The organism is Kribbella sp. (assembly GCF_035687465.1).
Classification (GTDB): Bacteria; Actinomycetota; Actinomycetes; order Propionibacteriales; family Kribbellaceae; genus Kribbella.
In genome coordinates this window covers 1-12,866 of the sequence record NZ_DASRXP010000745.1, presented here as the reverse complement: position 1 = coordinate 12,866, position 12,866 = coordinate 1, and the positions used below count along the sequence as shown (strand labels likewise).

At 67.0% G+C, this 12,866-nt stretch carries 10 protein-coding genes; 6 read left to right on the top strand and 4 right to left on the bottom strand.

Going from position 1 to position 12,866, the window contains the following annotated elements; translation table 11 throughout:
• Nucleotides 1-1,228 precede the first annotated feature (1,228 nt).
• The 4 genes from thpR to efeB are packed head-to-tail and all read left to right on the top strand — an operon-like array spanning nucleotide 1,229 to nucleotide 5,151.
• On the top strand, nucleotides 1,229-1,792 hold the full coding sequence (thpR, locus tag VFG33_RS40365; protein ID WP_325058331.1) for an RNA 2',3'-cyclic phosphodiesterase: 564 nt from the start codon (nucleotides 1,229-1,231) through the stop codon (nucleotides 1,790-1,792).
• A gap of 54 nt (nucleotides 1,793-1,846) precedes the next feature.
• Nucleotides 1,847-2,695, top strand: coding sequence for an iron uptake transporter permease EfeU (gene efeU, locus VFG33_RS40360; protein WP_325058330.1), 849 nt, complete (start codon nucleotides 1,847-1,849; stop codon nucleotides 2,693-2,695).
• A 48-nt stretch (nucleotides 2,696-2,743) separates the two neighbouring features.
• Nucleotides 2,744-3,889, top strand: coding sequence for an iron uptake system protein EfeO (gene efeO, locus VFG33_RS40355; protein WP_325058329.1), 1,146 nt, complete (start codon nucleotides 2,744-2,746; stop codon nucleotides 3,887-3,889).
• The gene (gene efeB / locus VFG33_RS40350) at nucleotides 3,886-5,151 is read left to right on the top strand and encodes an iron uptake transporter deferrochelatase/peroxidase subunit (RefSeq protein ID WP_325058328.1); all 1,266 of its coding nucleotides are present in this window, start codon (nucleotides 3,886-3,888) and stop codon (nucleotides 5,149-5,151) included. Before efeO ends, efeB begins: the two co-directional genes overlap by 4 nt.
• A 69-nt stretch (nucleotides 5,152-5,220) precedes the next feature.
• On the opposite strand, the gene VFG33_RS40345 is transcribed toward efeB, so the two are convergent.
• The 4 genes from VFG33_RS40345 to VFG33_RS40330 form a co-directional block, all read right to left on the bottom strand.
• A complete protein-coding gene (locus VFG33_RS40345) occupies nucleotides 5,221-6,060 on the bottom strand; it encodes a carbohydrate ABC transporter permease (RefSeq protein WP_325058327.1) in 840 nt (279 codons plus the stop codon).
• Complete coding sequence (locus tag VFG33_RS40340) at nucleotides 6,053-7,036, bottom strand: carbohydrate ABC transporter permease (protein ID WP_325058326.1); 984 nt, start codon at nucleotides 7,034-7,036, stop codon at nucleotides 6,053-6,055. The genes VFG33_RS40345 and VFG33_RS40340 overlap by 8 nt, the downstream gene beginning before the upstream one ends.
• An 81-nt stretch (nucleotides 7,037-7,117) precedes the next feature.
• Nucleotides 7,118-8,434, bottom strand: coding sequence for an ABC transporter substrate-binding protein (locus VFG33_RS40335; RefSeq protein ID WP_325058325.1), 1,317 nt, complete (start codon nucleotides 8,432-8,434; stop codon nucleotides 7,118-7,120).
• A 320-nt stretch (nucleotides 8,435-8,754) separates the two neighbouring features.
• Nucleotides 8,755-9,837, bottom strand: coding sequence for a LacI family DNA-binding transcriptional regulator (locus tag VFG33_RS40330; RefSeq protein ID WP_325058324.1), 1,083 nt, complete (start codon nucleotides 9,835-9,837; stop codon nucleotides 8,755-8,757).
• A gap of 97 nt (nucleotides 9,838-9,934) precedes the next feature.
• On the opposite strand from VFG33_RS40330, the gene VFG33_RS40325 reads away from it, so the two are divergent.
• On the top strand, nucleotides 9,935-11,626 hold the full coding sequence (locus VFG33_RS40325; protein WP_325058323.1) for an acyltransferase: 1,692 nt from the start codon (nucleotides 9,935-9,937) through the stop codon (nucleotides 11,624-11,626).
• A gap of 153 nt (nucleotides 11,627-11,779) precedes the next feature.
• The coding region (locus tag VFG33_RS40320; RefSeq protein WP_325058322.1) for a hypothetical protein at nucleotides 11,780-12,866 on the top strand (1,087 nt) is incomplete at its 3' end.

The following is a 12,866-nucleotide window of genomic DNA, read 5'->3' as shown; positions in this document are numbered from 1 at the left end:
TGATGGTGCTAGCCGAGGTGGTGGGTGTCAAGGGCGCTTCGCGGCCCTTCGGGCTCGAAACAAGTTTCGACCCTTGACACCCACCACCTCGGCCAGGGAAGGACGCAGCTACGCGGATCCGCGCTGACGTGTGAGCTGCATTCAGGGGATTCCGTCCGCCCGGGTGGTTCCGGGGCGAAGGTGTGAGCTGCGTCCAGGGGATTCCACCTCTCGCGGGTGGTTCGTGCGGGGTGTTCGGTGCTTCCGCTGATTCCGTCGGCCCGGGTGGTGCCGGTTTCCGGGGTGGCCCCATCCGGACCTACAGAAGTCGCGAAACCCTGTCCAGTAACCGGTTTCCCGGGTGGGGTGGGCGAGTTCTGTAGGTCCGGGTGGGGCCGGGCCGCAAGCCGTGGCGCGGTCTCGCCGGCTAACGAGTTGTGGGACCGATACCGGTCTACTGGGCACTATCGGTCGAACAGCCCGCTATCGGCGGTGGGCGCGTCCGGGTGGATGCCGGGTCGTTGGACCGATGCCGGTCTGTAGGGCGGTATCGGCCGGACAGGCGGCTATCGGCCGGCGGGGTTCTTCGGGTGGTCCGCCTGGTGGTGCGCGCGTTCCGCTAGGTGGTGTGCGAGGTCTTGGCGGCCGGGAAGGGCCGCTGACCGGGCCGTGTTTTGGGGGGTTGACCACTGAGATTGTGGGTTGCCCCTCGAGATTCTCAGGTGGCAACCCACAATCTCAGTGGTCAACCCCGTCCAGATCCGGCGCAAGCGCGACGGCCAGCGCCGGGGTGGGGTGCACCAGTCGCCAGGCCAGGGGAATCCCCAGCCCCACTCCCGGCGAACCGCCCGCGCGGCCGACTCGGCAAACCACCCGGGCAGCACCCCTTGACGGAATCCCATGGATTGTGGCCGTTCTTCTCAGCGGCTCCGGGCGTAGCTGCGTCCTTCCCTGGTCGCGGTGAGGTGTGTCAAGGGTCGAACTCGTTCGATCGCCGAAGGCGACGCCAAAGGCGCCCTTGACTCACCTCACCACGACTAGCAAACTCACGCAGCCCGGCGACGCGAACCACATGCACCTACCTGCGAACCACCCACACCTATGCACCCCGCGAACCACATCGACCCACCGACCGACGAACCACCTGAGTCCGGCGTACCGGCGTACCGGCGGCTTCGGAGCGGGGCTGCGTGGTCGGCGCACCCCGGCGGTCGGAAAACTCGGGTGCGGGGGATCGTAGGGTTGGATGATGCGATTGTTTGTGGCGGTGGTGCCGCCGGTGGAGGTTGTGGAAGCGCTGAGTGAGTTCGTGGAGCCGCGGCGGGCTCATCCGGATGAGGACATCCGGTGGGCGGCGGATGAGAACTGGCATATCACTCTGGCGTTCCTGGGGGAGGTGCCGGAGTACAAGACGGATGAGTTGGCCGAGCGGCTGGAGAGCGCCGCGAAGAGGCAGAAGCCGTTCGACCTGCAGTTGGCCGGGGCTGGGGCGTTTCCGGGTGTGGCGGATGCGCGGGTGTTGTGGACCGGCGTACGGGACGAGTCGGAGGCGTTGCCACACCTGGCGATGACGACGCGGGCGGCGGCGAACAAGGCCGGGGTGACCGTGGATGGGCGGAAGTTCACGCCGCATCTGACGCTGGCCCGGTTGCGGCAGCCGATGGACGTGGTGCGGTGGGTGCGGATCTTCGACACCTACCGTGGTCCGGCCTGGACCGCGGAGAGTATCGAGCTGATTTCTTCCCGTCTCGGCGAGGGTCCGAGCCACGGTGCGGCGTACTCCACAGTGGGCGAATGGGATTTCTTAGGTTAACCTTCGGAAGGTTAGCCGTACCTAAGAATCCAGTCCGTATTTTGGAGTTCCGCCATGCTCGCGAACTACCTGATCGGGCTCCGTGAGGGGCTCGAAGCTTCGCTGGTGGTCAGTATTCTCGCTACCTTCCTGGTGAAGTCCGGGCATCGCGATCGGCTCAAACTGGTCTGGGCCGGAGTGGCCGCGGCGGTCGTCGTCGCGGCTGCCGGCTGGGCCCTGCTGCAGTTCATCACCGCGCTCACCGCCCGGTCCTTCACTACGCAGGAGACGATCGGCGGGGTGATGTCGATCACTGCTGTCGGCTTCATCACCTGGATGATCTTCTGGATGCGCAAGGCCTCCCGCAGCATTGCCCGGGAGCTGCGCGAGCGGATGGGCCAGGCGCTAGAGATCGGCTCCGGTGCCGTCGTCCTGCTGGCCTTCCTCGCGGTCTTCCGCGAGGGCATCGAGACGGCGTTCATCGTTTACGCGTCAGCGGCGACCGCGACCACCGCGACGCCGTTTGTCGGCGTACTGCTCGGGCTCGCCACAGCGGTGGTGCTCGGCTTCGCGATCTATCGCGGGGCGGTCAAGATCAACCTCGCCGTCTTCTTCAAGTGGACCGGCGCGATCCTGATCCTCGTCGCGGCCGGCATCTTCGCGTACGGCTTCCATGACCTGCAGGAGGCCAACATCCTGCCCGGCCTGCAGACGTTGGCCTTCGACATCTCTCACGTGATCCCGCCGGACAGCTGGTACGGCGTGGTGCTGAAGGGGATCTTCAACTTCAACCCGGCCCCGACCGTGGTCGAGGGAATGGCCTGGCTGGTCTACCTCGTACCGGTCCTGGTGCTCTACTTCCGTCCCGTCAAGTCCACCACCCCGCCCGCGGTGGCCGCCGAAGCCAGAACTGAAGCGGCCTGAACCAGAAGCGGCCTGAACCACCCGACACCCGTCCAGGAGACACCTCGCATGATCACCATCACGGTCCGCCGGGCCACCGCGGTCGCAGTACCGCTGCTCGCTGGTCTGCTGCTAGCCGGCTGTGCCGACGACAAGACTGCCGCAGCACCCGGGGATACCACCGGCCCCGTCGCCGTCAAGGCGACCGACTCCGAGTGCGCGCTGAGCCGCGGTGAGGTCAAGTCCGGCACCAGCACGTTCTCGGTCTCCAACGGCGGCAGCAAGGTCACCGAGTTCTACGTGTACGCCGAGGGCGACCGGGTGATGGGTGAGGTCGAGAACATCGGACCCGGCCTCAAGCGCGACCTGATCGTCGAGCTGCCGACCGGTAAGTACCAGGCGGTCTGCAAGCCCGGCATGATCGGCGACGGTATCCGCGGCGACCTCAACGTCACCGGTGCGGCCGCGGCGCAGATCGACGAGGACACGGCGCTCAAGCAGGCCACCGAGAGCTACCAGCGCTACGTGAACTCGCAGGCGATCGCGCTGGAGCAGAAGACGACCGAGTTCGTCCAGGCGGTGAAGGGCGGCGACGTCGCCAAGGCCAAGGAGCTCTTCCCGGTCTCGCGGACCTACTGGGAGCGGATCGAGCCGGTCGCGGAGTCGTTCGGCGACCTGGACCCGAAGATCGACGCGCGCGTCAACGACGTCGAGCCCGGCACCGAGTGGACCGGCTACCACCGGATCGAGCAGGCCCTGTGGGAGAAGAACACCACCACGGGGATGGAGAAGTACGCCGACCAGTTGCTCGTCGACGTGAAGACCGTGGTCGCCAAGGCCAAGGTCGTGAAGCTCAACCCGCTGCAGCTGGCCAACGGCGCCAAGGAACTGCTCGACGAGGTCGCCACTGGCAAGGTCACCGGTGAGGAAGACCGCTACTCGCACACCGACCTGTGGGACTTCCAGGCCAACGTCGAAGGCTCGCAGGCCGCGGTCCAGGCGCTGCGCCCGGCCCTGCAGCAGCGGGACGCTGCCCTCGTCACCACGCTGGACACGAACTTCAAGGCAGTCTTCGCCGCGCTGGACAAGTACCGCGTGGGCGACGGCTTCAAGCCCTACACCGCGACCGAGGCAGAGAAGAAGCAGCTCGGTGCTGTGGTGGACGCGCTGGCCGAGCCGGTCAGCAAGGTCGCCGGAGTGATCGCGAAGAAATGACAGAGCGGAAGGGCGTCTCCCGTCGCGGCCTGCTCGGCGCCGCGGGAGCCGCCGTGGCCACAGGCGTCGCCGGGTACGCCGCCCACTCGGCGCTGTCCGGCGAGGAATCACAGGCGGCCGACACCACCGGCCCGGTCGAGTTTCACGGGGCTCACCAGGCAGGCATCGTCACGCCCGCCCAGGACCGGCTGCACTTCGCCACCTTCGACGTGACCGCCACCAAGCGGGACGCCGTTGTCTCGTTGCTGAAGGAGTGGACCGCGGCCGCCGCGCTGATGACGGCCGGCCGCGACATCGGCCAGTACGGCGCGGTGAACGGTCCGGGCGAGGCGCCTCCGGAGGACACCGGCGAGGCGGTCGGTCTGCCACCGGCGCGGCTCACTCTCACCATCGGGTTCGGCCCGAGCTTCCTCGTCGATGCCAAAGGCAACGACCGGTTCGGGCTGAAATCCCGGCGTCCGCCGGCCCTGGTCGACCTGCCGCATTTCATCGGCGACAACCTCGATCCGAACCGCAGCGGCGGCGATATCGCAGTACAGGCTTGCTCCGACGACCCGCAGGTCGCGGTGCACGCGATCCGCAACCTGGCCCGGATCGGGTTCGGGACGACGGTGGTCCGGTACTCGCAGCTCGGCTTCGGCCGGACGTCGTCGACCTCGCGCGCGCAGACGACGCCGCGGAACCTCTTCGGCTTCAAGGACGGCACGAACAACCTGAAGCTGGAGGACACCGCGAAGCTCGAAGAGCAGTTGTGGGTGCAGCCGGAGGACGGCCCGGACTGGATGGTCGGCGGTTCCTACCTGGTCTCCCGGCGGATCCGGATGACGATCGAGATCTGGGACCGGACCTCGCTCGGCGAGCAGGAGCAGATCATCGGCCGCGGCAAGGGCACCGGCGCTCCACTGGGCAAGGCTGACGAGTTCGACCCGATCGACTTCACCGCCAAGAACGCCGATGGCGAGCCGAAGCTGGCAATGGACTCGCACGTCCGGCTGGCGCATCCCCAGTTCAACAAGGGCGCTGAGTTGCTCCGGCGCGGCTACAACTTCGTGGACGGATCGGACGGGCTGGGGCGCCTCGATGCCGGGCTGTTCTTCCTTGCCTACCAGCGGGATCCGCGCAAGCAGTTCATCCCGATCCAGCAGCAGCTGGCCCGCACGGACACGATGAACGAGTACATCCGCCACGTGGGTTCCGGCATCTTCGCCTGTCCCGCTGGCGTCCCCGCCGGCTCCTTCTGGGGCGAGAAACTCTTCGCCTAGGAGCCGGTACTACGTTTCGCGCCCGCCCGGGTGGTTCCCGAGCGGGCGCGACGTACGTAGTACCGGCTGTTACTTGACAGCGCCGGCGGTCACTCCGGCGACGAAGTGGCGCTGAGCCAGCAGGAAGCCGATCACGACGGGGATGCTGACTACCAGAGCGGCGGCCATGATCTGGTTCCAGTAGACGTTGGTCTGGGTCGAGTACTGCCGCAACCCGACTGACAACGTCCGGTTGGCCTCTGTGGTCATCACCGAGGCGAACAGCACTTCTCCCCAGGCTGTCATGAACGAGTAGATCGCCACTGCGATCACGCCGGGGCGAGCCGCGGGCAACACGACTCGCCACAGTGCGCCCATCGGTCCGCAGCCGTCCACCAAGGCAGCCTCGTCCAGCTCGCGCGGGATGCTGTCGAAGTACCCGGCCAGCATCCAGATCGAGAACGGCAGGCTGAAGGTCAGGTAGGTGATGATCAGCCCGAGCCGCGTACCGACGAGTTGCAATCCCGTGGAGTTGTTGATGTTCACGAAGATCAGGAACAACGGCAGCAGGAACAGCACACCCGGGAACATCTGCGTCGACAGCACCGTGGTGGTGAACACGGTCCGGCCGCGGAACCGGAACCGCGAGACCGCGAAGGCGGCCAGGATCGCGATCACCACCGAGAAGACCGTCGCCGCCACCGAGACGATCGTGCTGTTGACGAAGTACCGGGCCAGCGGCACCGTCCGCCACATGTCCACGAACGGTTCGGTGGTGAGGTTCGTCGGCCACCAGGTGAACGCGCCCTGGACGTCGCTCAGCGGCTTCAGCGACGACGTCATCATCACGTAGAGCGGGACCAGCACGAACAGGCCGAGCACGATCAGGACGACGGCCCGGTAAACCTTGAAGCCCTTGGTGTCACGCACGGCGGGACCTCCTGCCGGTGATGAGGAGATAGGCGCCGGTGACGATCATCAGGAAGATCAACAGCAGCACGGACATCGCGGCACCCGATCCGAAGTTCCAGGTCAGGAACGACGCGTTGTAGATGTGGAACGTGATCAGGTCACCCGCGGGCGGTTGCGCAGTACCGAAGAGCACGTACGGGGTGTTGAAGTCGCTGAACGTCCACAGGAACAGGACCAGTACGAGCACCAGGTTGACCGGCCGCAACGACGGCAGGGTGATGTTGCGCCACTGCCGCACGGATCCGGCGCCGTCGACCGACGCGGCCTCGTAGACGTCCCGGGGAATGCTCTGCAGCCCGGCCATCAAGGTCAGGAAGGCGAACGGCCAGAGCCGCCAGACCGCGACCGTGATCAGCGAGGTCAGCGCGTTGCCGCCGATCAGCCAGAACGGCCGGTCCGACGCCAGGCCGAGGTTGTCGACCAGGATGTGGTTCACCACCCCGGTATCGCGTTGCAGCATGAAGTTCCAGGTCAGGATCCCGGCGTACGCCGGTAACGCGTACGGCACCAGGAACAACGTCCGTACGATGCTCCGCCCCTTGAAAGGTGGTTGCAGCGCGACCGCGGCGGCCATCCCGAGTCCCCAGGAGACCGTCACGGTGATCAGCGAGAACGCGACCGTGACGCCGAAGGACTTCAGCAGTCCCTGGCCGACGGCGTTGTCGAAGTCGAGCGCCACCCGGTAGTTGTTCAGGCCGGCCCACGGAGCCGCCGACCAGTTGGCGATGAAGAACTTCGTCAGCTTCACGAAGCTCATCCAGATCCCGACGAACATCGGGATGATGTGGATCAGCAGTTCCAGCAGCACGGCCGGGGCGAGCAGCAGGTAGGGCAGTTTCCGGCTCAAGCCGGGGCGGTAGTCCGGGCCGCGCCGCTTCTTCGCCGGCTGATCGGGCTCGGCGGCGGCTGGGGCTTCGGGTGTGGCGACGGACATGAATCGCCTCCTGTCCGTGAATCGCAGGGTCGACGGCTACGAGGGTGGCCCGGACTGCTCGTCCGGGCCACCTGTCGCGTGTCAGCCGCCCGCGGCGACCTGGTCCTCGGCAGTCTTCAGTGCCGACTTGACGTCATCGGCAGTGACCGTGCCACCGGTCGCGATCTTGGCGAACAGGCTGTTCATCGCCTTGCCGACGGTGCTCTCGAACTGGTCCTCGGCCGGCACCAGCGGCAGCGGCTTGGACTTGGTGTTGTAGATGTCCTGGAACGTCGCCGCCTCGGTCGCGTCCGTGGTGAAGACCGGCTTGGCGTCCTTCAGGACCGGCAGCGAGGAGAACGGCTTGCCCAGCGTGGTCTGGGTGGTCGCGTCCGTCATGTACTTGACGAACTTCAGCGCCGCGTCCTGGTTCTTGGTGTTCTTGAAGATCGACAGGTTGATCCCGGCCACGTGGCTGGCGACCGGCTGGCCGCCCTGCGGTGCGGGGAACGCGACCACGCCGTACTCGCCGGCCTTCATGCCGTTGGCAACGATCGAGGAGTCGGCGTTGTTCTGGTTGATCACCATCGCGACCTTCTTCGTCGCGAAGTCGTTGACCGACTTGGTGCCGTTGTCGTACTGCGCGTTCGACGGGTTCGCGACCTTGTCGGTCTGCATCAGGTCGAGGTAGCGCAGTACGCCCTGCACGTTGCCGTCACCGGTGAAGGTCGGCTTGCCCTCGGCATCGAACCAGTCGGCGCCGTTCTGCGCGGCGTTGATGAATGCGAAGTGCACGTTCTCGGTGTAGCTGCCGGCCGCGATCGCCATGCCCCACTGCTTCTTCGCCGGGTTGGTCAGCTTCTTCGCGGCCGCGACCATCTCTTCCCAGGTCTTCGGCGGCTGCAGACCGGCGGCGGCGAACATCGCCTTGTTGTAGTACAGGCCGTAGGCCAGTCCGTAGAGCGGCACGGAGGTCGGGTCGGTACCTTCCTTGCCGCCGGTCGCCAGGGCCGTCGGTACGAACTTGTCCTTCCCGCCGATCGCGTCCATCGCGCTGCCGTCGAACGGCAGGAACGCGTCGGTAGCCTGCAGCGACGCGGCCCAGGTGTTGCCGATGTTCACCACGTCCGGCGCCTGGCCGGAGGTGATCGCGGTCTGGATCCGGGTCTGCAGGTCGTTCCAGCCGATCACCTCGAGGTTGACCTTGACGCCGGTCTCCTGGGTGAACTTCTGCAGGACCGGGGTCAGGACCTGCTTGTCATTGTCCAGGCTGGTGCCCTGGTTGCTGGCCCAGTAGGTCAGGGTCGTGTCTCCACCACCGCCACCGCTGGAATCGTCGGAGCCGCCGTCACCGCAGGCGGCCAAGCTGATTCCCAGGGCGGACACCGCTACTGCGGCTACAAGCGAACGCAGTCTCACGTCGGACTCCCTCGTCCCATCGAGCCTCCGGCAGGGAGCGGAGGCGGGTCGGGCCCATAGTGGCCTAACCGGTTAAGTATGGGAACCCGAACCGGTTCAGTCGGGTCTTCTTCGTTACTGCTCCGTGACCTCGTACCCGTCCTGCTGCGGGTTACTCGCAGCTTCGCGCACGATCGCGCAAGGTCCGGTCTCGACCGCATTGCGACTTCAAGAGGATCCGTACTGCGGGGCGTGGTGTTGGGTGAAGGCGTTGGGCCCGAGGGTGTGGTTCGGGGGTGAGGGCGCGGGCTCGCGGGTGTGGGTGGGGCGGCGCCGGGGGATCAGGGGGCGGGGGCCGAGGAGGCTCGGGGGCGGAGGACGCCGAGTGGGGCTTCCAGGTGCAGGCCGGTTTCGCCGGCGGCGATCGAGAACAGCAGGTCCGCGGCCGCCCGGCCGCGCTCCATCGTCTGCTGGTCCACCGCAGTGATCCCCGGACTCGCCAGCTCACACAACGGCGAGTCATCCCACGCGACGATCGACAGTTCGCCCGGCACGGCCGTGCCCACTTCGGTCGCCACTCGCAACGCCGCGACCGCCATCAGATCATTGCCGAGGACAAGCGCCGTCGGACGGCTCTTCGCCGCCAGCACCCGCCGGGTGATCTCGGCGCCATCCTCGTACCGGTAGCTGCCCTCGAAATGCGTCACCCGGATCCCACGCCGCTTGGCGTGCTCCTGCAGCAGTCGCACCCGCAGTTGCTCATGCACGAAGGTGAACGGACCGCTCACGTGCGCGATGTCGCGATGGCCCAGCTCGGCCAGATGATCCAGCAGCAGCGTGACCGTCTGCTCCGGCGAACTGATCAACCGCCCGACCCCGTCCTCCGGCGCGTTCGAGCTGACCACGACACAGGGAACCCCGAGCTCTTTCAGCATCGGGATCCGCGGGTCGTCGTTGTGCTCGTCGAACAGGATGAACCCGTCGACGCGACCCTGCCGGCTCCAGCGCCGCAGTACGTCGAGATCCTCGCCCTGCTCACCCGTCAGCCGGAGCAGCAGGGAGGAGTCGACCTCGTTCAGGTACTGCTCGATGCCGACCAGCGTGCGCATGTAGAACGCCTCGGTGGAGATCAGCGCCGGGTCGCGGGCGATCACGATGCCGATCGTCCGGGTCCGGCTCGCGGACAACGCGACCGCGGCGGAGTTCGGGTGGAAGCCGAGTTCCTCGGCCAGGCTGAGGACCCGCTGCCGGGTCTCCGCGCTCACCCCGGACCGGCCGTTCAGCGCGTAGGAGACGGAGGCTTTGGAGATGTCCAGGCGGCGGGCGAGGTCGCTGATCGTGACCCGCTGACTCCGGCGGCCACCACTGCTCGCCGGACCGTCGGTGGCGGTCTCGTCGCCGTCCAGAGGTTCGGGTGTCGTCATCTGTCGCTCGCACCCCACATGGGCCGAACGTTAGCAGCGCTGTCCGCGGACCGGCCGCTCCGAGCGCTGGGTGGACTTTCTTGGATAGCGTTATCCAATGACCGCAGCAGACCCCGCCCGCCGCCTCGACTACCTCCCCTGGGAATACCGCGCCACCGCGTCCGCCGAAGAGCGGGCGGAGCAGGCGGAGCGGCGGCGACGGTTGGCGGAACTCGGCAAGACGGACCTTGCGGACGATGTCTTCGTAGCGTCGACCGCGGCGGTGTTCTGCGACGAACTGCGGATGGGGGAGCGGTCCTACATCGCCGCCCACGCGTACGTCACCGGCGAGATCCGGATCGGCGCGGACTCGACGATCAACCCGTTCGCGGTCGTCCGCGGTCGGATCACCATCGGCGACGGCGTCCGGATAGGCGCCCACGCCTCGCTGATCGCCTTCAATCACGGCACCGCCGCCACCGACCAGCCGATCTTCCGCCAGCCGCACACGTCCCTCGGCATCACCGTCAGCGACGACGTCTGGATCGGCTCGAACGCCGTAGTCCTCGACGGCATCACCATCGGCCCCCACAGCGTCATCGGCGCCGGCGCAGTGGTCACCAAGAACGTCGCCCCCTGGTCGGTAGTAGCCGGCAACCCAGCCCGCAAACTCCGCGACCGCCGAGATCCCCCCACTCGCAAGCCATCAGTCAATCTGTCTGACCAGGCTGGGGATTTTGCTGGGCGGGCGCGTGAGCAGGTTGATGATGTGTTGGAACGCTGTTTTGACGGCGACCGTTTCGTCGACCGCCCGGGACTCGACGCGGAGGGTGCGATCCGCCCGTGGTGCGACGCCATCGAGATCTCCGACCTGCTCCTCCACCACGCCCCGACCGGCCACACAACAGCAGACCTCGTACGCCGCCTCCGCGCCCGCCAGGATCCACAAACCGGCCTCGTGGCACCCGGCGATCTGTCAGACCGAGGCCTTGAGCAACCATCTGACACGACCGGCTTGTCCGTCCTCCACGGACCGGCCAGCTACCACATCCTCTGCGTCGGCTACGCGCTCCAGCTGCTCGATAGTTGCTTCGAGCACCCGATAATTCTCGACCATGATCCAGCCGCTCTCGAGCACCAGCTAGAGACTTTGCCCTGGGCAAGAAATGCCTGGACGTCTGGCGCCGGAATCGATGCCCTCGGCACCGCCGTCGCCCGAAACCTCAATGACTACAGGGATATCGGCCATGGACCTCTCTTCACCCTGATGGGCTGGCTGACAGCAAGAGCCGATCCCGAGACAGGCCTCTGGGGCAAGCCGCACCCCGACGACGGCTGGCTCCAGGTCGTCAACGGCTTCTACCGACTGACCCGCGGAACCTACGCCCAGTTCGGCCTCCCTCTCCCTTACCCAGAGGCCGCAGTGAAGACGGTGCTCGCCCACGCGCAGGATCGCGCAGTCTTCACCGGCAACGGTTACAACGCCTGCAACGTGCTCGACGTGATCCACCCGCTCTGGCTCGCCGGCCAGCAGACCGACTCCGGCCGCGCCGACGGACAACGCTGGGCTGAGGCGCAACTCTCGAAGATCCTGACGCACTGGGTCGACGGCCAAGGTTTCGCCTTCGCGCCCACCGGCGACGACGACCGCGCAGTACCAGGACTTCAAGGCACGGAGATGTGGCTCGCCATCATCTGGCTGCTAACCGACTACCTCGGCTTCTCCGACGTCCTCGCCTACCGCCCCCGCGGCGTCCACCGCCCAGAGCCGCTGGTACAGGTGCCGGTCGGCAAGTACCCACTGCCCTGAGGACCTCGGCGGGGGTCCACTAGCCTGAGCCGGTGGACCCCCGGACCAGACGGCTCGTCACTACTGTCGTACTACTGGCACTTGTCGCCATCGTGGTGATCTCAGCGATCGTCCGATGACGGTGGTCCGCTAAGCCCGCTAACGTTCTGCGGCATGAGCACCGGGCGATCGCCGTACTTGATGCGGGCAGGGCTGGTCCGCAACGTACGCACGGCCGAGCACCTGACCACCTTCGTGGTGTCGGGTGTAGCCACCGTGCTGATCACCAGGCTGATCCTCCGCCTCAGCGGCTACCCGCAGATCGGCGGCAAGGGGCTGCACATCGCGCACGTGCTCCCCGGCGGACTGCTGATGCTGCTGGCGATCATCCTGCTACTGGCCTACATCGGTCCGGTGGTCCGCCCGGCGGCCGCCTTGATCGGTGGTATCGGGTTCGGGCTGTTCATCGACGAGGTGGGCAAGTTCGTCACCTCGGACAACAACTACTTCTACCAACCCACCGCGGCGATCGTGTACGTCGTGTTCGTGGTGATCGTGCTCGCCTCCAGGTTCGTCACCAACCGACGGCCGATCGATCCGCGCGAGCAACTGGCGAACGTGGTGGACCAGGCCGTCGAGGGCATCGCGGGCGGGCTGACCCGGCGACGGCTCGCACAGGCCTCGGAGCAGCTTCGTCTGGTGCCGCCGGAGGTGGCCGGGAGGCCGGAGACCCGTGCATTGCTCGCTGCCTGCCCACCGGATGAGGTGGAGCTGGCCGCGCCGGTGGATGTCGCCTGGCAGGCTGTGCAGCGGGGATTCGACCGGCTGGCGACGCATCCGTTGGCGCCGCGCGTGGCGGTCGTAGTACTGGTGGTGCAGGCGCTTGGTGCGCCGGTGATCGCGGCTGGGATCCGGTTCGACAATGGGCGCCTGCTGACAGACCTCCCTGTGTTGGGGGTCGCGGCCGGGAGCTTGCTGTCGGCCACCTTCACCTTGCGGGGCTGGCTGCGGTTGCGGCGTGGTGACAGGGCCCGGGCGGTGCGTCTGTTCGAGCTTGCTGTCCTGGTGTCTCTGCTGGTGACGCAGGTCTTTCAGTTCGCCGGTACGCAGTTCGCGGCGGTGGGCGGGATGCTGCTGGACCTCGTACTGCTGGGGCTGCTCGGTGCTGAGGCTGACAGACTTCGGCGCGAAGCAACACAGGTCACCGCCGGCGCGACTGCTGCTGGGGCGCCGGAGATGAAGGGTCTGCCGCCTGATCCCG